At 47.9% G+C, this 20476-nt stretch carries 21 protein-coding genes; 13 read left to right on the top strand and 8 right to left on the bottom strand.

The window, feature by feature from the left end:
• Positions 1-98: 98 nt before the first annotated feature.
• Complete coding sequence (gene gatA, locus ACTF7Q_RS06915; RefSeq protein ID WP_438997117.1) at positions 99-1577, bottom strand: Asp-tRNA(Asn)/Glu-tRNA(Gln) amidotransferase subunit GatA; 1479 nt, start codon at positions 1575-1577, stop codon at positions 99-101.
• Positions 1577-1864, bottom strand: a complete 288-nt coding sequence (gene gatC / locus ACTF7Q_RS06910; RefSeq protein WP_438997116.1) for an Asp-tRNA(Asn)/Glu-tRNA(Gln) amidotransferase subunit GatC — start codon at positions 1862-1864, stop codon at positions 1577-1579. The genes gatA and gatC overlap by 1 nt, the downstream gene beginning before the upstream one ends.
• A 56-nt stretch (positions 1865-1920) precedes the next feature.
• Between gatC and ruvX the strand changes: the two genes are divergently transcribed.
• From ruvX to ACTF7Q_RS06865, 9 genes are all read left to right on the top strand, one after another.
• A complete protein-coding gene (gene ruvX, locus ACTF7Q_RS06905; protein WP_438997115.1) occupies positions 1921-2400 on the top strand; it encodes a Holliday junction resolvase RuvX in 480 nt (159 codons plus the stop codon).
• A 79-nt stretch (positions 2401-2479) separates the two neighbouring features.
• The gene (locus ACTF7Q_RS06900; RefSeq protein WP_438997114.1) at positions 2480-3460 is read left to right on the top strand and encodes an aspartate carbamoyltransferase catalytic subunit; all 981 of its coding nucleotides are present in this window, start codon (positions 2480-2482) and stop codon (positions 3458-3460) included.
• On the top strand, positions 3457-4743 hold the full coding sequence (locus ACTF7Q_RS06895; RefSeq protein ID WP_438997113.1) for a dihydroorotase: 1287 nt from the start codon (positions 3457-3459) through the stop codon (positions 4741-4743). Before ACTF7Q_RS06900 ends, ACTF7Q_RS06895 begins: the two co-directional genes overlap by 4 nt.
• A gap of 14 nt (positions 4744-4757) precedes the next feature.
• A complete protein-coding gene (gene plsY / locus ACTF7Q_RS06890) occupies positions 4758-5387 on the top strand; it encodes a glycerol-3-phosphate 1-O-acyltransferase PlsY (RefSeq protein WP_438997112.1) in 630 nt (209 codons plus the stop codon).
• Positions 5388-5445: 58 nt separating this feature from the next.
• A complete protein-coding gene (gene dprA / locus ACTF7Q_RS06885; protein ID WP_438997111.1) occupies positions 5446-6549 on the top strand; it encodes a DNA-processing protein DprA in 1104 nt (367 codons plus the stop codon).
• 92 nt (positions 6550-6641) lie between these two features.
• A complete protein-coding gene (gene topA, locus ACTF7Q_RS06880) occupies positions 6642-9257 on the top strand; it encodes a type I DNA topoisomerase (RefSeq protein WP_438997110.1) in 2616 nt (871 codons plus the stop codon).
• Positions 9257-11557, top strand: coding sequence for a ribonuclease R (rnr, locus tag ACTF7Q_RS06875; RefSeq protein WP_438997109.1), 2301 nt, complete (start codon positions 9257-9259; stop codon positions 11555-11557). Before topA ends, rnr begins: the two co-directional genes overlap by 1 nt.
• Before the next feature lie 82 nt (positions 11558-11639).
• Positions 11640-11807: a 50S ribosomal protein L33 gene (rpmG, locus tag ACTF7Q_RS06870; protein ID WP_013045491.1), complete on the top strand. Its 168-nt coding sequence runs from the start codon at positions 11640-11642 to the stop codon at positions 11805-11807.
• Between the two features lie 21 nt (positions 11808-11828).
• A complete protein-coding gene (locus ACTF7Q_RS06865) occupies positions 11829-12716 on the top strand; it encodes an ROK family protein (RefSeq protein ID WP_438997108.1) in 888 nt (295 codons plus the stop codon).
• 12 nt (positions 12717-12728) lie between these two features.
• On the opposite strand, the gene ACTF7Q_RS06860 is transcribed toward ACTF7Q_RS06865, so the two are convergent.
• A complete protein-coding gene (locus tag ACTF7Q_RS06860; RefSeq protein ID WP_438997107.1) occupies positions 12729-13490 on the bottom strand; it encodes a cell envelope integrity EipB family protein in 762 nt (253 codons plus the stop codon).
• Between the two features lie 147 nt (positions 13491-13637).
• Between ACTF7Q_RS06860 and rnd the strand changes: the two genes are divergently transcribed.
• The gene (rnd, locus tag ACTF7Q_RS06855; RefSeq protein ID WP_438997106.1) at positions 13638-14867 is read left to right on the top strand and encodes a ribonuclease D; all 1230 of its coding nucleotides are present in this window, start codon (positions 13638-13640) and stop codon (positions 14865-14867) included.
• Between the two features lies 1 nt (position 14868).
• On the opposite strand, the gene ACTF7Q_RS06850 is transcribed toward rnd, so the two are convergent.
• The 3 genes from ACTF7Q_RS06850 to ACTF7Q_RS06840 are packed head-to-tail and all read right to left on the bottom strand — an operon-like array spanning position 14869 to position 17470.
• Positions 14869-15651: an SDR family oxidoreductase gene (locus ACTF7Q_RS06850; RefSeq protein ID WP_438997105.1), complete on the bottom strand. Its 783-nt coding sequence runs from the start codon at positions 15649-15651 to the stop codon at positions 14869-14871.
• Positions 15652-15701: 50 nt separating this feature from the next.
• Positions 15702-16388: a hypothetical protein gene (locus ACTF7Q_RS06845; RefSeq protein ID WP_438997104.1), complete on the bottom strand. Its 687-nt coding sequence runs from the start codon at positions 16386-16388 to the stop codon at positions 15702-15704.
• A gap of 8 nt (positions 16389-16396) precedes the next feature.
• Complete coding sequence (locus tag ACTF7Q_RS06840; protein ID WP_438997103.1) at positions 16397-17470, bottom strand: DUF2066 domain-containing protein; 1074 nt, start codon at positions 17468-17470, stop codon at positions 16397-16399.
• Positions 17471-17650: 180 nt separating this feature from the next.
• Here ACTF7Q_RS06840 and purM point away from each other — a divergent pair, with 180 nt between their 5' ends.
• The 3 genes from purM to ACTF7Q_RS06825 all read left to right on the top strand — a co-directional run bounded on the left by purM (position 17651) and on the right by ACTF7Q_RS06825 (position 19633).
• Positions 17651-18736 (top strand): phosphoribosylformylglycinamidine cyclo-ligase, encoded by a 1086-nt coding sequence (gene purM, locus ACTF7Q_RS06835; protein ID WP_438997102.1) that lies wholly within the window; start codon positions 17651-17653, stop codon positions 18734-18736.
• 8 nt (positions 18737-18744) lie between these two features.
• On the top strand, positions 18745-19413 hold the full coding sequence (gene purN, locus ACTF7Q_RS06830) for a phosphoribosylglycinamide formyltransferase (RefSeq protein WP_438997101.1): 669 nt from the start codon (positions 18745-18747) through the stop codon (positions 19411-19413).
• 88 nt (positions 19414-19501) lie between these two features.
• Complete coding sequence (locus tag ACTF7Q_RS06825) at positions 19502-19633, top strand: hypothetical protein (protein ID WP_438997100.1); 132 nt, start codon at positions 19502-19504, stop codon at positions 19631-19633.
• Between the two features lie 97 nt (positions 19634-19730).
• Here ACTF7Q_RS06825 and ndk read toward each other — a convergent pair whose 3' ends face one another.
• Both ndk and ACTF7Q_RS06815 read right to left on the bottom strand, forming a co-directional pair.
• Positions 19731-20153: a nucleoside-diphosphate kinase gene (ndk, locus tag ACTF7Q_RS06820; RefSeq protein WP_438997099.1), complete on the bottom strand. Its 423-nt coding sequence runs from the start codon at positions 20151-20153 to the stop codon at positions 19731-19733.
• A 104-nt stretch (positions 20154-20257) separates the two neighbouring features.
• Positions 20258-20476: DNA polymerase III subunit chi (locus ACTF7Q_RS06815; protein WP_438997098.1), on the bottom strand; the 219-nt coding region annotated here is incomplete at its 5' end.

Below are 20476 nucleotides of genomic sequence, written 5' to 3'. Positions count from 1 at the left end.
GCCTGAAAACAGTTTGGCAGATGATGAAACCTGCGCATGTACTTCAAGTCCAATCACAACTTCCCAATCGCCTGTGCGTCCTGCAACAAGATCACTCATCACACACCTCCTGCCATGCGTTGCGGCATTGTGCTTATCGCGGCCGAATCCTCGATAACTTTTCCAACTTTATAGATAGAGGCTTCGTCAAATGGCTTGGCTAGTATCTGTAGGCCAAGTGGCAAGCCAGACTGATTAAATCCAGCTGGCACAGACATGCCTGGCAAACCAGCTAGATTGGCTGGCACCGTAAAGACATCATTCAGATAATTTGTAACTGGATCATCAACCTTGCGTCCCACTGGAAATGCGGCAGATGGCGTTGCTGGCGTCAGAATGGCATCAACCTTTGTAAAAACCTCATCAAAATCATTTTTGATTAATCGCCTGACGCGCTGGGCTTTGAGATAATAGGCATCGTAATAGCCAGCCGACAAAACATATGTGCCGATCATTATACGGCGCTGTACTTCATCGCCAAAGCCTTCTGCACGGGTTAAACCATACATCTCGTCAAGGGACTCTGCTTCAATGCGATTGCCATAGCGCACACCGTCATATCGCGCCAGATTCGATGACGCCTCAGCCGGGGCAATAATGTAGTAAGCTGGCAAAGCGTATTTGGTATGCGGCAATGAAATATCAACCAATTCGGCACCAGCATCTTTCAGCCATTCCTGACCTTGTAGCCAGAGTTTTTCAACATCACTATCCATACCATCCATGCGATATTCACGCGGAATTCCGATTTTCATCCCTTTGACGCCCGCGCCAACCGCCGCAACAACATCCTGAAGCGGCGTGTTGGCCGAAGTCGAGTCTTTGGAATCATGACCTGCCATCGCACTCAGCAACAGCGCGTTATCGGCAACATCGCGTGAAAATGGCCCTGCCTGATCAAGCGATGAGGCAAAGGCAACAATGCCCCAGCGCGAACAACGCCCATAGGTTGGCTTAAGCCCGACAACGCCACAGAAAGAGGCTGGCTGGCGAATTGAGCCGCCTGTATCAGTACCTACGCTCAGCAAAGCCGAACGCGCGGCAACTGACGAAGCCGATCCGCCTGATGATCCACCTGGAACGAGATCAACACCATCGCCAGCGTCCCACGGGTTTATAACCGGCCCGGCAAAACTGGTTTCATTAGCCGATCCCATTGCAAATTCATCACAATTAAGTTTACCAAGCATCACTCCGCCCTGTGCCCACATATTGGCGGTTACGGTGCTTTCGTAAACAGGCGTGAACCCATCAAGAATTTTTGAACATGCCGTTGATGTAACGCCTTTGGTACAAAACATATCCTTCACACCAATTGGCAGACCTTCCAACACACCACTATTACCGGCGGCTATTCTTTTGTCAGCATCACTTGCCATATCAAGTGCTTTGTCTGCGGTAAGCAGAACATAATTGTTGAGAGAGGCTGTATCTTCAGCAGCCTGAATATAGGCGCTGGTCAATTCAACCGATGAAATATCTTTTGCGTCAAGGGCAACACGCGCCTCAACAGCTGATAAAGCGAGCAAGTCCTGCATTATTCAACAACCTTTGGCACAACAAAAAATCCACTTGCTGACTCAGGTGCATTAGCCAGCACATCATCAACATAGCCACCGTCGGTAACAACATCTTCGCGCATCGGCAATGAATGTCCCGTTACGCTTGCCAAAGGCTCCACATTGTCTGTATTCACTTCATCAAGTTCGGCAATCCATGCGAGGATACCGTTCAATTCGTCGGCAATAGCCTCTTGGCGCGCTTCATCAACATGAATTCGAGCCAAACGGGCAATTTTAGCGACTGTGGTCTTGTCAACGGACATATCACTGTGCTTTTTGCTGTTAATAGGTAAGTTCAACAAGCGAAATATCATTCACCATGCCGATCTGCAAGCTAAACGATGTAAAACAGTCAATTTCTGATGGTCAGCGCCTTCTTGGACTTGATATTGGCAAAAAAACTATCGGTTTGGCCTTATCTGATGCCGGGCTGACAATCGCAACACCCATAAAAATTCTGTATCGCACAAAATTCACCCCAGATGTTGCCGAGCTATTTAAGCTGGTAGATGAGCAAAATGTGGGTGGATTGGTTCTTGGATGGCCAGTGAATATGGATGGATCGACCGGGCCGCGATGCGACTCGACGCGGGACTTTGCCTATGCCCTCATGCGAATAAGAGATATTCCAGTATTTTTCCAAGATGAACGCTTATCCACACAGGCGGTCGAAAGCGCTATGATTGCTGCTGACATGACCCGCGCCAAACGCGCCGTGCGGCGTGATGCCCTCGCCGCTGGCTGGATTTTGCAATCAGCACTCGACACAATTCATGATCGCGCAATCATTCCAGATTAAACATTTCATAATATGTTATTTTGCCAATTCGAAATATAGCTAGACCAAAAGCATCGGTTTCGATTATACACTAATTTTCATGAACAAGACGTCATCTAAACATTCTGCTTCGGTTGATGCCTCGGTGCCAGTAAGTCTGCCATCAAAACACCTGCTTGGTATTGAGGGCATGTCCCCACTTCTGATCCGCGCCCTTCTTGATAGGGGCGACATGTTTGCCAATAATCCGCAGTCAGACATATCTGCGGCGCTTAAAGGCAAAACAATAGTCAATCTCTTTTACGAAAATTCAACGCGTACCCGCGTTTCTTTCGAATTGGCCGCCAAACGCCTTGGCGGTTCGGTGTTGAATATTTCGGTGGCTGGATCATCAGTCAAAAAAGGCGAGACCCTGCTTGATACAGCTACCACATTAAACGCAATGCACCCTGATATTCTGGTTGTTCGCCATAATTGTGCTGGTGCCGCCAAATTGTTAAGCCAGCATGTCGACGCTGCGGTGATCAATGCTGGCGATGGCAGACATGAACATCCCACACAAGCGTTGCTTGACGCCCTGACCATTCGTCGCCGTATTGGTCGTATTGAGGGATTACGGATCGCCATATGCGGCGACATTGCCAATAGCCGCGTTGCCCGATCAAATATTCACCTTCTTGGCACATTGGGCGCTGAAATACGGCTAGTCTGTCCATCAACCTTGTTGCCTGCGGCCATTGACCAGATGGGGGTCAGTGTCTTCACTGATCTGGAAACAGGCATCAGAGATGCAGATATCGTGATGATGCTTCGTTTGCAAACTGAACGTATGGCGGGAACCGAAACGCCATCACAGCGCGAATATTTCAATTTCTTTGGCCTAGATAAAGCCAAACTCGAACGGTCAGCACCTGATGCCTTGATCATGCACCCTGGGCCAATGAACCGCGGCGTCGAGATTGACTCGACAACTGCTGATGATGTTGAAAAAAGCCTGATACGCACACAAGTTGAAATGGGGGTTGCGGCGCGCATGGCCTGTCTTGAGGCGGTGGCTCTTGGACTGGACAATGCCTCATGACTAATATCCAGTTTATAAATGCCCGTATCATAGATCCATCTCAAGATATGGATGGAATCGGCCATGTTTCTGTTGAAAACGGCATCATTACTGACTGTCGTCTGGGCGATGCGCCCAAACCATCCAAAGATGCAAAAATTGTTGATTGTGCCCAAAGCTATCTGGCTCCGGGCTTGGTTGACATGCGCGTTCAGTCTGGTGATCCGGGCGCAGAACATCTGGAAGACCTGAACAGCCTTTTATTCGCGGCAGCGGCGGGCGGCGTTACAGCTTTTGCCTGCTTGCCAAATACCTTGCCGATAATTGATGATCCCGCCATGATTGACTCGCTTTGCCTTCGCGCATCGCGTCAGGGTGGTTCACGGCTCTATGTTTACGGCGCGGCCACAAAAGGGCTTGCTGGCAAAGAAATGGCCGAATTAGGTTTGATGGCGGAATCAGGCGCGGTTGGATTTAGTAATGGCCTCACATCAATTCAGGATGCATTGGTGATGCGCCGGTTACTTTCCTATGCCAGCATGATTGACAAACCTGTCATTCAACATTGTGAAGATGCGTCACTAACAGCCGATGGCGAAATGAATGAAAGCGAAACATCCACCCGCCTTGGCCTAATCGGCAGCCCATCAGTCGCCGAAGTTATCATCATTGACCGCGACCTGCATCTGGTTCGCCTTACCGGTGGTCGCTACCATGTAGCACATATTAGCACACGGGCCGGCATCGACGCCGTGCGTAAAGCCAAAGCAGAAGGGTTGCCTGTTACGGCAGATACGGCTCCACCATATTTTATCCTGAACGAACTGGCTGTAAGCACCTATGATACGGCTATGAAATTATCGCCACCATTACGAAGCGAAGACGACCGACTTGCTGTTATCGAAGGGCTTGCAGATGGAACAATCGATGCGGTTTCATCGGATCATACGCCTGTCGATGGTGATGCCAAAATGCAGCCGTTTGGGCCTTCACAGCCAGGCGCATCAGGCATTGATACGTTATTCGCCCTGACGATGAGCCTTGTGCATGCTGACCTTATTTCCATGATGCGCGCAATTGAAATTCTCAGCCTTGCACCTGCCACTATACTTGATGTTCCTGGTGGTAGTCTGGCACCCGGAAGTATGGCCGATGTCATTCTGTTCCGTCCAGACACAGGATGGATTGTAAAAGGGGTGAACTTTGCCTCGGCTTCGCGTGTCACACCTTTTGAGGGACAGCCCGTTCAAGGCGTTATTGACGCGACCTATGTCGGCGGCAAAGAAACCTTTAGACGCGGTTAAACAAACGTTACGGTATGCTTATGACAAGTTTTGATTATATATGGATCGGGCTCTCCGCCTATGTCATGGGCTCGATTCCATTTGGCCTTGTTCTAACACATTTGTTCGGCGGAGGGGATGTTCGTGAGATTGGCAGTGGCAACATTGGTGCTACGAATGTATTGCGAACGGGAAAACGCTCTGTCGCCGCCCTCACCTTGATCCTAGATGCGGGCAAAGGGGCTGTTGCTGTTCTGCTGGCAAAGCATTTTGCAGATGGGAATGTAGCTGCACTTGCTGGCTTGATTGCCATCATCGGGCATTGCTTCCCCGTTTGGATTGGCTTCAAAGGGGGTAAAGGTGTCGCCACATATCTTGCCGTCATGAGCGCTTTGGACATCCGGTTTGGCCTTATATTTGCTGTGCTGTGGCTTGGCACCGCTTTTATTGCCCGCTATTCATCATTGGCGGCACTTGTTGCCACAATGGGGGCAACCATTGGTGCCTTTATTTTTGATGGCAGCAGCATGAATAATGCCGATTTAGTCCCGGTTTTCATGATCGTGATGACAGGCCTGATCTGGACGCGTCATCATGCCAATATTGGCCGATTGCTATCCGGTCAGGAAACCAAAATTGGCCAGAACAGCAAAACCAAAAAATAAATCATATTATACTTCTGAGTTAACCTTTGGTTAAGGTCAGTGCTTTATAGCTATACGGATGGAACATTCCGAAAAGCTGGCACGCATTCGGCTAATCCGCACGCAAAATGTCGGGCCAATGACATATAAATTGCTAATGCGACGTTACAAAACGGCGAAAGAAGCCCTGCGAGCCATACCCGAACTAGCCAAACGCGGGGGTAGAAAGCTGATTCCTGCCAGCCTCGCTGTTGCCGAAGCCGAATTTAACGCGAATCAAGCCGCTGGCGCGACTTTACTGTTTCGCGGCACCGAGCAATATCCTCGCCAGCTTGATATGTTTGATGATGCGCCGGCCTTATTATCAGCAAAAGGAAATATACATCTGTTGCAAAAGCCCATGCTGGCAATGGTTGGCGCCCGTAATGCCTCGATAAATGCTATGCGATTATCCGAAAAACTAGCCAGCGAACTTGGCTCACATGGCTATATCATAGTATCGGGGCTTGCCCGCGGCATTGACACTGCGGCTCATAATGGCGCGCTTGATAACGGAACGATTGCTGTCATCGCTAGCGGTATAGATCTGGTCTATCCGCAAGAAAACGCTGATCTTTTTGATTCGATCATTGAGCGTGGCCTGTTATTAGCCGAAATGCCGCCTGGCACCCAACCGACACCGCGGCATTTTCCAATCCGCAACCGCATTATCGCCGGTCTGTCACATGGCGTTATTGTGGTCGAAGCGGCTGCCAAGTCCGGATCGTTAATAACAGCCCGAGAAACAGGTGAACGCGGTGGTGAGGTAATGGCAATTCCCGGCTCTCCGCTTGATCCAAGATCAGAAGGCTGTAACAAACTGATCCGTGAAGGCGCGACATTGGTGCAAAACACGTCAGATATCCTTGAATGTCTAAGCCGACCCTATACAGCATCCCAGCCCCCGCCGCCGCCTGTTCAAGATGCCAATGCGCCTGAACCCAATAGCAATGCAGTCAACAAATGCCGTAGCATTATCACTGAAGGCGTTGGCCCCGATCCAGTGGCGATAGATGATATTATTCATCTATGTGATATGCCGGCCTCAATTGTTTGGGCAGCGTTGCTTGAACTGGAACTTGCGGGGGTTGTATTGCGACATCATGGCAACAGGGTGTCTAAAATAGCGGCATTCGAGGCATAAATATGCGTCAAAAACAAAAAACGCGTCAGATATTTTGACAAATCACATTTTACGTTATATCGGATGGCTTCCTTTAATAATCGGATCATCCAATGAAAGTCGTTATTGTCGAATCACCTGCCAAAGCAAAAACCATTAACCGTTACCTAGGTGACGGCTATAAAGTGCTTGCCTCATACGGGCATGTTTGTGATTTGCCAAGCAAGGACGGATCCGTTTCCCCAGAAAATGATTTCGAGATGAAATGGCAGATTTCTTCTGGTTCTGAAAAACATCTCAAGGAAATTACCAACGCGCTGAAAAATGCAGACAAGTTAATTCTCGCTACTGACCCTGACCGCGAGGGGGAAGCGATTAGCTGGCATGTACTAGAACAATTAAAAGCCAAAAAGCTTGTAAAAGACATACCGGTCGAGCGCGTTGTTTTTAACGAAGTCACCAAATCGGCAATTTTGACAGCGATGGACAACCCGCGCGCGCTGGATGAAGAATTGATCGATGCCTATCGAGCGCGACGTGCACTTGACTATCTGGTTGGTTTTTCTATTTCACCTGTTCTGTGGCGCAAACTGCCCGGTTCAAAATCAGCTGGCCGTGTCCAATCGGTTGCCTTGCGCCTGATTTGCGAACGCGAAGCCGAAATTGAAGCCTTTATAACCGATGAATATTGGAGCGTGGATACCAGAATGGCTAAGGCCGATGGCCGTGAATTCACTGCCCGCCTGACCCATATTGATGGTGAAAAGCTTGACAAATTAGGCATTCCAAACGAAGCCGCAGCGAAAGCGGCTGAAGCCAAAATCAATGCTGCTGATTTATCGGTTAAAACGATTGAAACCAAACGCGTCAAACGTAATCCATCACCGCCATTCACAACATCGACATTGCAACAAGAAGCGTCGCGCAAACTTGGATTTTCAGCAAGCCGGACAATGCAGATTGCCCAACGGCTTTATGAAGGCATCAATATTGGCAGTGATACAACCGGCCTGATTACCTATATGCGTACCGATGGTGTTCAGCTTGGCAAGGAATCCATAGCCGCCTTACGAGATGATATTGGGTCGCGCTTTGGTAGCCGCTATCTGCCTGAAAATCCTCGTATTTATAAAACCAAAGCCGCTAATGCCCAGGAAGCGCATGAAGCCATTCGTCCGACAGATATTGCCCGTGACCCGGAAGCGATGCGTAGCTTTCTGGATCACGATCAGTTCAGATTATATGAATTGATCTGGAAGCGGACAATTTCCAGCCAGATGCAATCTGCCGAACTTGACCAGACAGGTGTTGATATCACCGATCCAACTGGTAGCGTTACCTTACGCGCCAATGGCCAGGTCATGGTCTTTGATGGTTATTTATCCGTATATATGGAAAGCCAAGACGACAAGGATGAAAAGGACGAAAGCCGTTCTAATCTGCTTCCTGAAATGAAAGAAGGCGAAAATCTGGTTACACAGAACGTGGCACCCGAACAGCACTTTACCCAGCCTCCTCCACGTTTCACTGATGCCAGCCTTGTTAAGCGTATGGAAGAACTTGGCATTGGTCGGCCTTCTACCTATGCCTCGATTATTCAAGTCTTGCAAAACCGCGATTATGTTGTCAAAGACCGCAATCGTTTCATACCTGAAGATCGTGGTCGTCTTGTTTCGACATTCCTTGGAAACTTTTTTGACCGGTATGTCGAATATGATTTCACCGCCCAGCTTGAAAGCCAACTTGACGAAGTCTCGGCTGGCCGCCTTGACTGGAAAGCATTGCTTGCCAATTTCTGGCGTGATTTTAAGTCAGCTATTGATGGCACCAAAGATTTAACCATCACAAACGTTCTTGACGTTCTTGACGAAGAGTTGGGTCCACATTTCTTTAAAGCTGATGAAAATGGCGCATTGCTTCGCTCATGTCCGAATTGTGCTGATGGACGTCTTGGGCTTAAGCTTGGAAAATTTGGTGCTTTTGTCGGCTGTTCAAATTATCCAGAATGTAAATTCACCCGCAAACTGACCGATAGTGATGGTACTGAGGATGATGCGCCTGTGGGTGACAAAAATCTCGGTATGGATCCGGCAACTGAACTGCCAGTATTCCTGCGTAAAGGCCCCTATGGCTCTTATGTTCAGATTGGTGACCCTGAAACCAAAAAACCCAAACGTGCGTCCTTACCAAAGGGCGAAAGTGCAGCTGCTATCGATCTTGAGCGCGCATTGTCTCTATTGGCACTTCCTCGTGATGTTGGCGCACACCCAGAAACAGGCGACATGATACAGGCTGGTTTGGGACGCTTTGGCCCCTATCTGAAATATCAAGGTGGTTTTACAAGCCTGCCTGCTGATGACGATTTGCTGACTGTTGGCATCAACCGGGCAGTTGATTTGCTTGCCGAATCGGCCAAGAAAAAGGGGCGTGTGCTTGGTGCTCATCCAGCCAAAGGCGATGTTTATGTCAAAGCAGGGCGCTATGGCGCCTATGTTGAACATAATAAACTTCGCGCGACACTGCCAAAAGACGTTGATATTGCAGATGTGACACTGGAAAAGGCGATTGAGCTTCTCGCCGAAAAAGCTGCTAAGACACCCGCAAAGAAAACAGCTAAAAAGGCTGCCGCAAAGAAAAAGGCAGCTCCCAAAAAGAAAGCCCCAGCTAAGAAGAAAGCGGCAGCCAAGAAAAAAGCGACCGCTAAAAAGAGCGCCAAGAAAGTTAACTAGTGGCTGATAAAGACAATAGCGATGACAAGAATATAACGGGGCTACCTACGCAACAGGCCATCACAGATTATGTAAATAGCTGTGCTACCCCCCCTACCCAGCGTGAGATTGCCCGCGCGTTCAATATCGGACAGGAATATCGTGCGCCCTTGCGACGGCTTTTACGAAGTCTTAGCGAACAAGGCACTCTGGCGCGCCGCGAAGGGCGGCGTATCGCAACGCCTGATCAATTACCCGAAGTCACTGTGCTTGAACTCGTGTCATTCGACGATAATGGTGATGGTATGGCACGAGTTGCCGGTGAAAACAGTGCTAATGAAGGCGATGCCCCCGAAATACGTGTCATTCTGAGCCGCAAAGCAGGGCGTGCACCATCTATTGGCCAGACAATCTTAGCGCGCCTCGCCCGGGTCGGTCCCAATCTGTATGAGGCACGCATTATCAAAGTTCTCGAACGCCAGCAAAAAAGGCTGTTCGGCGAGGTCATTGCATCAAATAAGGGCTTTAAGCTCATGCCTGCCGAACGCGGCAAACGCGATGCTATTAATTTGCAAACATCATCATCAGCACCATGCGTAGCTGGCGACCTTGTCGAAGCCGAACTATTGCCCTCAAAAGGGTATCTGGCAAAGACCGCTAGAATTATTCACAATCTTGGATCATCCCGTAATTCAGGCGCGTTCAGTGCGCTGGCGATTGCTGAATTCAACATACGCCATCATTTCCCTGATGCGGTCATCAATGAAGCCAATGCGCTCAAGACACCATCTGCGAAAGGGCGGCTCGATTTACGTGATACCGCCCTTGTCACCATTGACGGTGCCGATGCCAAGGATTTTGATGATGCTGTCTTTGCCGAACCAACCGACACTGGTGGCTGGCGGCTTTTGATCGCTATTGCTGACGTTTCTCATTACGTGCGTCAGGGTTCCAGCCTCGATAAGGAAGCCAGAACAAGAGGAAACTCTGTATATCTACCAGACTTGGTAGTGCCCATGTTGCCTGAGGCTATCTCGAATGATCTATGTTCATTGCGGCCGCATGAAGATAGAGCCGCCATGGTAGCCGAGATATTTATCGATAATGAGGGAAAAAGGATCAGCCATTCAATAGAGCGCGCCTTGATCAAATCTCATGCCCGCCTGACCTATGACACGGTCCAGGCCGTTTTTGATGGCACCATTGATGAAGCTGATGCCGACGTGCCGCACGGCACATTGCATGCGCTGTTTGGCGCATGGCATGCGTTAAATATTGACCGCACCGCCCGCGAGCCACTTGCGCTTGATCTTCAGGAACGCCGCGTCGAGTTTGATGACAGTAATAATGCTGTGGGTATTGCCCTGCGCAAACAAAGCGAATCCCAGAGGCTGATTGAAGATTTCATGATCGCCGCCAATGTTGCGGCTGCAGATACGTTGATAGCTGCCAAGCGCCCATGTGTATTTCGTGTTCATGATGCACCTGATCCCAAAAAAGCAGATAGTCTGCACAAATTGGCAGATGCTATTGGGGGTAAATTTACCCGTGGACAGGTTTTACAACCACATCATTTCAACAAATTACTTGCCCATGTTAAAGACACAACTGATGAATTGATGGTTAATGAAGCTGTATTACGCAGCCAATCAAAAGCTGTCTATGACATTAATAACATAGGACATTTTGGCTTATCGCTTAGAAATTATGCACATTTTACATCACCTATTCGCCGCTATGCAGATTTGATGGTTCACCGCGCACTTGTTGATCACGCCGCAAAAGGAAAAAAGTCGCCTGTTGATGGTCTTTTAGATATGCCGCTTGAGATAATGAGTGAAATCTGCACACATATTTCCGAGACCGAAGCAAATGCCGCAGGGGCAGAGCGACGAAGTATTGATCGGTTTGCAGCAGCATTTTTTGAAAGCCGCATCGATGAAACAATGGACGCTGTCATTGTTGCCATTACCGGTTTTGGCGCCTTTTTACGTCTTGATGATGGCAAGGCAGATGGATTTCTGCCGCTGAAAAATCTGCCTGATGATTATTATGATCTGGACGCATCAGGACAATGGCTGGAAGGGCGTCATACCGGCTGGACATTTGGCGTCGGCACCGAGTTAGGTGTTCAAATTGCCGAGGTTAATGCCGTATCTGGCGGCATCCTGCTAAGATGGGTCAGCGGCGGATTAACTGACGACCACCCAAAGCGAAATAGCCGAATAGCGCTTAAAAAGGGTGAAAACCGCTCATCAGCAAAAGCGAATAAACGATCCAGTCACAGAAAAAACAAAACGAGCCGCCGAAAAAGCCGATGATCTGACTTGACATTAGCCTCATAATCACGCAATTTGCGGCCTGTTTTACGGCGTTAACCCGCCCCTATCCGGAGTTAGTGACATGGCAAAGCCTGCTACCCTTCAAATCAAGCTCGTTAGCACAGCTGACACAGGCTATTTTTACGTGACCAAAAAGAACCCACGTACAAAGCCAGAAAAGCTGGAGCTCAAGAAATTTGATCCACGCGCACGCAAACATGTTCTGTTTCGTGAAGCAAAAATCAAGTAACAGCCAAGTGCTGGTGTCAGCATGCGTCTTGGTTTAGACATTGGATCGCGTATTATCAGCACCGCCATTCTTTCGGATGGCGGTGAATTTTTATGTCTGAAACAGGCCGAAACACCTTTAGACAGTTATCGGGACATTCTTCACACCATATCCAACCTGATAGCCGCAGTCACAGCTGACATATCCCATGATGGTATTGTCGGCGTTGCAGTGCCGGGTTTTGTGCATGAAGGCATAGCTCAAAACAGCTATCTGGAATCGTTAAACGGTAAAAATCTGCAAGCTGATCTTCAGGCATCTTTGGGACGGCATGTGACGCTTGCCAATAGTGGTGCGTGTTTCACCTTATGGGAAGCGCGACATGCTGGTGCAAAAGATCATGATAATGTCTTTGGGATGCTGATCGATGACAGTAGCTGGGGCGGGCTGGTGATCGATAAAAAATTGATACGTGGCCGTAATGATATTGCCGCAAACTGGGGGCATATCCCCCTTCCATGGCCAGTACCACACGAATTAGACGGACATGATTGCTGGTGTGGGCGTGTTGGGTGCCTTGACAGCTTTGTGTCAGCACGCGGCATGGAAGATGATTATTTCCGCATTACCGACAGCCAACTATCTGCCACCGCAATCGCAACAGCGGCACATGGTATGGATATTGTCGCCGAAAGCGCCTTGCAGGTTCTAGAGGACCGTATTGGCCGTGCAACAGCTTTGATCATAAATATGCTTGATCCCGATGTCATCATGCTTGGGGGCACTGTAGGGTGCTTTGAAAGGCTGTTAACCACTGTGCCAAGGAAATGGCCAGGATACGTTCACACCGCAAAGGTCAAAACCCAGCTTTTACAGTCACAATCAGGGAATAATGCTGTTGTTGCAGGCGCAGCTTTTTTGAACGGATAAAGCTAACCAGCTTTACTCACATACCGGTAAGCTCACATCTTCGATATTCAGTAAATTTGCCTTGATGCTGAATTCACCATAATCAATTTCATAATCACGAACGACACCGTTCGACTGTAATGAAAAATTTATTTCATAGGACGGTTCAGACGCAGTTGCCAAAGGCTTGAAATAGGCAATATTAACTGGCCAAAAGCCTTTATCAGCAAAGCCACCAAAAGAATTAGGCGCTTCGCTTGAGCGCCAACCGCCAATAACCGTATTTGTTGTCATCAAGGCATCTTCTGGTTCGGCACCCGTAAACACACTGGCTGCAACAATCCTTGTTCCCGCATTTGCCGACTCGATTATTTCCTCAACATGTTGCATCGGAAAGAACGTGTCATCAGGCAGAGTGACTTTATCATTTAATTCATTATTAAAAAACGCGTCCCCACCCTGTGCTGTCATTTGGGCAAAGCCGCTAAATTGCTTATCACCTTCAAAAGTGCTTTTTTCTTCAATATCAAAACTGTATTTATCACCGGCATCAGCTTCCCATGACTCGAAATGCGATAGAATGCGTTGAACATTACCGCCTGCGATACCAAACTCGATTACATAATCTTCAATTGAACGCCAGCCATCACAATCGCGCTCGACCGAATAGGCTGACCGACCTGACACACTTAACACTGATGAGTTTTTATTCATCTCGCCAAGGGTCATTTCATAAAACGCACGATGCGCAACAACAGCCCCAGCCAAACCAGGTTCAACGACAGAAAAAAGCATCATTCCTGAGAGAAGCGAGACGCATCCGGTTTTGATATATTGTGATTTCATATTACAGATTTATGAACGCGCGTTGATGTTTTCAATAGGTTTATCTTTGCCATGCCGATTTTTTACCTTATACACAGCAATAAGGATTGAGGTAAAATGGATCATAATCAAACAAAAAACTCCCGCGCAAAGCGCAATGAGCCCGATAATTCCATCCCACTCGAAAAGCTACCGCCTGACGCCTTGATAACAACGAATGCAGGTTTGTCACGCGTGGTAGAGGAATTTCGGGGTAAGCCTTTCCTCGCCATTGATACAGAATTCATGCGCGAACGCACCTATTACCCGCAACTTTGCCTGATACAGGTCGGTGATGGCACCAAGGCAGTTGCGATTGATCCACTGGCCAAAAACTTGGATCTGGAACCCTTATGGAGCCTTATGCGAGATGAAAGTATCATCAAGGTGTTTCATGCGGGCAATCAGGATATGGAAATTTTTCTAAATGAGATGGGTGGGTTACCAAGCCCCGTTTATGATACCCAAATTGCAGGTTTGGTATGTGGGCATGGCGACCAGATTGGCTATGACAGTTTGGTAAAATCGATTCTGGGTAAGAATGTTGACAAAACATCGCGCTTTACTGACTGGTCAAAGCGCCCACTTACCGACAGGCAGATTTCCTATGCTTTAGACGATGTTATTTATCTGGCACAGATATATCCAATCATGTTGGACAAGATTGCTACCGAAAACCGAACCAATTGGCTTGATGAAGAATTCAAAAAATTCTCTGATACGGCGACCTATATCACCAAACCTGATGATGCCTGGAAACGCATTAAAATAAGGCATTTGAAAGCACCTGCATTAATGCGGTTGATGCAACTGGCCGCCTGGCGCGAGATTGAAGCACAGAGTCGTAACGTACCACGCAACCGTGTGATACGTGATGAAACTTTAATTGACCTTGCAGGTACCGCACCCAAAACAACCTCAGAATTCAGCAAAATCAGAAATTTTCCTGGTGGTACAGATGGCAAATTTGTGAAACCCGTGCTCAAGATCATTCAAGATGTTGCGTCTATTCCCGAGAGCGAATTGCCTGTCATCCCATCACGGGGTAAACCTGTAAGGCCGCCTCAAGCAGTTATGGAATTGCTTCGGGTCTTGCTGAAATATACAACCGATCACCATAATATAGCGCCAAGACTTATTGCTTCGAGTGACGATTTGGAATTGCTGGCCACTGACGATGATGCACCGATAAGAGCGTTACAAGGCTGGCGCCGCGAGGTGTTTGGCAACACCGCCTTGAAACTGAAATCTGGCGAGATTGGCCTTGCCGTTAAAAACGGCAAGATCAGAGTAATCGAGCTTAGCTAGGCTATAACGTACTGTTAAATTTACCACCATCAATCAGGATGTTCTGGCCTGTTAGAAAGCCAGAATGCGCGCTACACATCCATGCACAGGCAAACCCGAATTCCTCAATTTCGCCAAGTCGTTTGGCAGGCGTAGCCTGTTCAAAGCTAGTGCGCACATCATCAGGTGAGCGGCCTTCATTTTTAGCTGAATTGGCGATTAATGATTCTATGCGGTCAGTATTGAACTGACCTGGCAGTAGCCCGTTTATGGTAACATTATGTTCGGCTACCTGACGCGATAGACCAGCACAAAATCCAGTAAGCGCCGCACGCGCACCATTTGAAAGACCAAGTGCCGGGATTGGGGATTTAACCGACCCAGATGTGATATTAACAATTCGCCCAAATTTTCGTTCGATCATAGGATCTATCACAGCCTGAATCAACGAGAACGCAGCTAGCATATTCGCATCAAGCGCCGTGATCCATGTCTCGCGCGTCCAGTCGCGAAAATCACCTGGAGGGGGGCCACCAGCGTTATTGACCAATATATCAACATCACCAGTAGCATCAAGCAAGGCGGCGCGGCCCTCATCTGTGGTCACATCGCAAACAACTTCCGTCACCTTTACGTCATGCTTGTCACGAATAAGCTTTGCCGCATCACGAAGCACATCACCACCTCTTGCGCACATCGTTACATTGACACCAGCCCCTGCCAAAGCGTCGGCACAGCCAAAACCGAGCCCTTTACTTGACGCACAAACAATGGCATTTCTATTCGCAATTCCAAAATCAAGCATACTATTCACCTTATGAAATGTTTTTTGCAATCTTTTTTGATAGCAACGTTTTAAAGATCTATTTCTAGTTGTTTATGCAGAACGTCCCGCGCCAGATTGATCGACAAACTCTTTTTGCTGGCTAGGGCTTCACGATCTAATGCAGCACCAATCTGGTGTACCGCGCTGAATGATCTATCCATCCGACTGACTATATAATGAAGCATATTATGTGGCGCGACAAGCTGTCGTTCAGCAAAGTATTTTTCCAGCAGCGCAAACAATAATATGTCATCGGGTAATTCGATCTGCGCAATGTTGATGGCTTTTAAGCGCGATATTAAATCAGCCAGATTCCAATTCATCAAAGCGATGGGCATGGATGACAAAATCAATAATGACCCCTGAACCGACTTGATCGCATTCAAAAAATGGAAAAGCGACTCTTCGTCAGTATTTTCTGCAGTTAAATTTTCAAGAATAAAGCATGGTGCCGTAGCATTTTTTTCCATCAACCTATGAACCATATCAGCATCAGCTTTGGATAGTGACACCGAACCGGATTGCTCCTGCCAAACAGCCGCAAGGTGTGATTTTCCGGAACCAGACTCACCGACAATATTTAGCGCTCGCATCTGGCCAGGCCAATCAGGCCAGCGATCAATCCAATCAGCTGCAAGCTGATTGCTTGCGCTAATGAAAAAACTGTCTCGATCCTGTGCTGACCGGAAAGACAAATCCATTGGAATTTGCTGCATGTTAAACCCTAATTTCCCTGCGCCACAGTCAAGACAGGCAAGCCATCATCCTTCATGCGTAACTGCAAGTTATGAACTGCCAGAGCATTTTCAAGTGCCGTCACGGGCCCAACAAGTTGCAGTGAAACGATTGCCGAAGTTATATCCAATTTATGGATTTCCATTTTATCAATCACAGCAATAGAACGTAGCGTTTGTAAACGTGATGCCCAGTCAGCTAGGGTCTCAATGGGCACATCAACAGTCAGTCGGCTTGAAACGGGATCCCCCATCAAATTAGCAGCATGCCAGCCTTCTTCCATTGATTCAGCAATGCTAATTATATGACGATTAATAATCGTAGCGAGATCATTCTTACCTGCAACTTTGCCTATCGCTGATTTGCCATGTTTGAAAACTGCGGATAAATACTTGCCATCACCATCATACAAGTCAGCAGATACATCCACCAAGCGGGTGCTGGCATCGTAATCTTCATTGGCAATAACCAAAAGCACCTGCTGCGCTTCAGCTAGAACCGCCGCACTGGCCAGATATTGCTGATTAGCAGCAGACAAGTCTTCGGCGCGTAACCGGCGCTCACGGTAGAGTGTTGGTTGCAGAATACGAAAAGAAACCAGACCTTTATTACTACTGACAAATTGATGCCACGCACCAATCCACTTATTTTTCAATTGCCATGCCCGGGCACCATCTGTCCCATTCCAAACAGGCACCACAAGGATCGGTGGGCTTTGCAATTCTGACCAACGAAGATTAGCCTGCTTTAGCGCTGAGCGCAGGCGCTGGGCATCAAAACAAAAATCAAGGCGGCCTATATAGCGCTTTGGTAGATTATTTTCTTCAATGATATGAACGAAATCTGTGAATTCATCTAGGTCATGTTTTTGCAAAAAGGCATCACGACGTTCGGGTGCCATTAACAGCCGATCAAGCACAGTCACGAACGCCCTTTCAGCCGCCAAGCGCATCCCTTTTGTCCGCGCGGCATTGGCATTATCCGCCGTCTGATCAATAACGATGTCAGCAACCCCAAAAACAGGTTCGACACAGCGTTCAGAGGCATTGGCAGCTGATGTCATAACCAGACATATACTTATAAAAAAGCCAATGCGAAAACAAAAAACAGAGACCCGATACCAATAAAGGTCTGCTCGAAGACGTAAAAATGAAAATAACGTTACAGACATACTTACAACGCCTATGATCCTGATGCAGAAAAGACTATACTTCTTATATCACTCAAATGCCCCGAGACCAGCATGTCTAACCAAGAAAACAATACAAATCCGCTAAGCTACAAAGATGCCGGCGTCGATATTGACGCGGGTGACGCGCTTATTCGTGAAATTGCCCCGCATGCAAAACGCACAAGACGAAGCGGTAGTGAGGCTGATCTTGGTGGTTTTGGCGGACTGTTTGATTTGAAAGCTGCTGGCTTTTCCGACCCCGTACTGGTAGCCGCAACCGATGGTGTAGGCACAAAGCTGGAATTGGCCAAAGCAATCAACATTCACCGTGGCCTTGGCATTGATTTAGTTGCCATGTGTGCCAATGATATTCTAGCACAAGGCGCTTTGCCTCTGTTCTTCTTAGATTATTTTGCAACAGGAAAGTTGGAACCGCATGTGGCCGCTGACGTTATCGCTGGCATTGCCGATGGCTGTATTGAATGCGATTGCGCGCTCATTGGTGGTGAAACAGCTGAAATGCCGGGGCTTTATGGGGCTGGCAGTTATGATCTTGCGGGCTTTTGTGTTGGCGCTGCTGAGCGTGGCACCTTGCTAGCCCCCGGCCAACCCAAGGCTGGTGATATTGCGATTGGCATCCCATCTTCTGGCGTTCATTCAAACGGCTTCTCACTTGTTAGAAAAATTATTGACGTCACTGGTGCCGATCTATCCGCACCAGCACCGTTTGACTCAGCCCAATCGCTTGGTGAGGCCTTGATAACACCGACCCGCATTTATCAGAAGGCCGCCAAAAACGCCCTTGATCATGGCGGCGTATCAGGCATTGTGCATGTGACTGGCGGCGGATTGATTGAAAACCCACCGCGCGTCTATGCCGATGATCTGACTTTGGACATTGATTGCGTTCTTTATGATTTGCCGCCTGTTTTTGGCTGGCTTCGTGATGGCGGTAATATGGAATTACATGAAATGGCGCGCACCTTTAATTGCGGCATCGGCCTCATCATTTTCGTCAGCCCTGATCAAGCCGAAGCCATGATTACCAGCTTACATGCCGGTATTGAGCCAGATGCAACCATCATAGGTAGCCTGCGTCCCCGTGAAAACGCACCTCCAGTGGTATTGAATAATAGCCATCATTGGCAGGGCAAATAGATCGTTCCATGATTCGCGTCGCCATTCTTATCTCCGGACGTGGTAGCAATATGGAAGCGTTAGCTGACAACATTGAAGCTAATCATAACAGTATAATTTGTCTGGTTGTAGCTAACAAACCATGTCTAGGCATCGAAAGTGCTGCAGCACGCGGTATTCCAACCAAAATTGTCAATCGTTCGGATTTTGACACGCGTGCAGATCATGACCGCGCCATGTGCGCCATTCTGGCCGATGCTAAGCCTGATTATATTTTTATGGCAGGATATATGGCCATCATCGGCGCCGCATTCATAGATCGTTTTGCGCCCCGCATTCTGAATATTCACCCTTCGCTTTTGCCGGCCTATAAAGGGCTCGATACGCATGAGCGCGCGCTTGCGGATGGTGCTAAACAGCATGGCGTTAGCGTCCATATCGTGTCAGAAAAACTCGATGATGGCCCCATCATTCTGCAATCAGCGCTCACAATAAACCCTGACGATACCGCCATAACATTGGCTGCACGCGTTTTGGCACTTGAGCATATTCTATATCCGCTTGTGCTTAGCAGTCTGGCTCATGGTGACCTTGAACTCACCGCTTCGGGCATTATCTGGCATAACAAAGAAGCTGCGCTTGGTCGCCTTGGTCATAAAGCGCGACAGCAGATTGAATCTGCATTAATTTGGCCTTAATGCCGCATTGATTTTTGCGATGGTATGAGCCATAAATTATGTAAATGAAAGTTTAAAAACGCAATAAATACTGTGTGAGAGAGTTAATATGGACACTTCAAATTTTGACAAGCAGGCCAAGTCGCATCTAGCTATCTATAACGGTTTTATGACCGCTTCAAAGATTGTTATTGGCTTGGTGATTGTCACGCTTATAGCCATGGCAGCAACCTTGCTCTAGGCCAAGTTTAAATAGACATATAATAATTATATACAAAAGGCGGGATTTCACCCGCCTTCGTGCTTTTGATGTGGACACGCCTTTTTGGCATGTTCATTTAGCCAGTAATTTCTGAACCTGCAAAGAAATAGGCAATCTCGATCGCCGCATTTTCAGGGCTGTCTGATCCATGAACAGAATTAGCTTCGATTGATTCAGCAAAATCTTTACGAATAGTGCCGTCAGCAGCATCTGCTGGATTCGTTGCGCCCATTGTCTCACGATTTTTAGCAATGGCATTTTCGCCTTCGAGAACCTGAAGAACAACCGGGCCTGATGTCATAAATGAAACCAGATCATTGTAAAACGGGCGTTCAGCATGAACTGCGTAGAATTCTTTAGCTTCGCGGTCACTGAGAAGAACGCGCTTTTGTGCGACAATGCGAAGGCCTGCAGCTTCAAGGCGAGCATTGACCTGGCCGGTCAAATTACGGCGTGTTGCGTCAGGTTTGATGATAGAAAAAGTTCTTTCGAGTGCCATGTTGCGATCCTCTGATGTCAGCGATAATGGAATATTCGGCTTCAATACAAGAGCAGACCGTTTGGCACAAGTCATAACTTCATAGATTTATCAGTCAAATGGATTTAGGCCTTTTTCTCCCATCGTCCATCATCCGTTTCAGCAAAGTAACCACGCTCGACAGCGCCAAGATCAGCCCAGCTTTTCCATTGTGTACGCGCATGCTGGACTTGAGCCTCAGACCGGCCATCAAACAAGTTAAAGACCCTTTCAAAATGGCTAATTTCGGCAGGCACACTTCCATGCAATAAAAACACAAATTCAGCCTTGATTGGATTAACGGC

The organism is Puniceispirillum sp. (SeqCode) (assembly GCF_965657105.1).
Classification (GTDB): Bacteria; Pseudomonadota; Alphaproteobacteria; order Puniceispirillales; family Puniceispirillaceae; genus Puniceispirillum.
This window is presented reverse-complemented; position numbering and strand designations above follow the sequence as displayed.

Excerpts from the sequence above, each read along its gene's own strand:
- dprA (WP_438997111.1), top strand. The coding sequence starts at position 5,446 with ATGGAACATTCCGAAAAGCTGGCACGCATTCGGCTAATCCGCACGCAA.
- ACTF7Q_RS06840 (WP_438997103.1), bottom strand. The coding sequence starts at position 17,470 with ATGACATCAGCTGCCAATGCCTCTGAACGCTGTGTCGAACCTGTTTTT.
- ndk (WP_438997099.1), bottom strand. The coding sequence starts at position 20,153 with ATGGCACTCGAAAGAACTTTTTCTATCATCAAACCTGACGCAACACGC.
- gatC (WP_438997116.1), bottom strand. The coding sequence starts at position 1,864 with ATGTCCGTTGACAAGACCACAGTCGCTAAAATTGCCCGTTTGGCTCGA.
- plsY (WP_438997112.1), top strand. The coding sequence starts at position 4,758 with ATGCTTATGACAAGTTTTGATTATATATGGATCGGGCTCTCCGCCTAT.
- ACTF7Q_RS06900 (WP_438997114.1), top strand. The coding sequence starts at position 2,480 with ATGAACAAGACGTCATCTAAACATTCTGCTTCGGTTGATGCCTCGGTG.
- ACTF7Q_RS06895 (WP_438997113.1), top strand. The coding sequence starts at position 3,457 with ATGACTAATATCCAGTTTATAAATGCCCGTATCATAGATCCATCTCAA.
- purN (WP_438997101.1), top strand. The coding sequence starts at position 18,745 with ATGATTCGCGTCGCCATTCTTATCTCCGGACGTGGTAGCAATATGGAA.
- topA (WP_438997110.1), top strand. The coding sequence starts at position 6,642 with ATGAAAGTCGTTATTGTCGAATCACCTGCCAAAGCAAAAACCATTAAC.
- ACTF7Q_RS06865 (WP_438997108.1), top strand. The coding sequence starts at position 11,829 with ATGCGTCTTGGTTTAGACATTGGATCGCGTATTATCAGCACCGCCATT.
- rnd (WP_438997106.1), top strand. The coding sequence starts at position 13,638 with ATGGATCATAATCAAACAAAAAACTCCCGCGCAAAGCGCAATGAGCCC.
- ACTF7Q_RS06850 (WP_438997105.1), bottom strand. The coding sequence starts at position 15,651 with ATGCTTGATTTTGGAATTGCGAATAGAAATGCCATTGTTTGTGCGTCA.
- gatA (WP_438997117.1), bottom strand. The coding sequence starts at position 1,577 with ATGCAGGACTTGCTCGCTTTATCAGCTGTTGAGGCGCGTGTTGCCCTT.
- rpmG (WP_013045491.1), top strand. The coding sequence starts at position 11,640 with ATGGCAAAGCCTGCTACCCTTCAAATCAAGCTCGTTAGCACAGCTGAC.
- ACTF7Q_RS06845 (WP_438997104.1), bottom strand. The coding sequence starts at position 16,388 with ATGCAGCAAATTCCAATGGATTTGTCTTTCCGGTCAGCACAGGATCGA.
- purM (WP_438997102.1), top strand. The coding sequence starts at position 17,651 with ATGTCTAACCAAGAAAACAATACAAATCCGCTAAGCTACAAAGATGCC.
- ACTF7Q_RS06860 (WP_438997107.1), bottom strand. The coding sequence starts at position 13,490 with ATGCTTTTTTCTGTCGTTGAACCTGGTTTGGCTGGGGCTGTTGTTGCG.
- ruvX (WP_438997115.1), top strand. The coding sequence starts at position 1,921 with ATGCCGATCTGCAAGCTAAACGATGTAAAACAGTCAATTTCTGATGGT.
- ACTF7Q_RS06825 (WP_438997100.1), top strand. The coding sequence starts at position 19,502 with ATGGACACTTCAAATTTTGACAAGCAGGCCAAGTCGCATCTAGCTATC.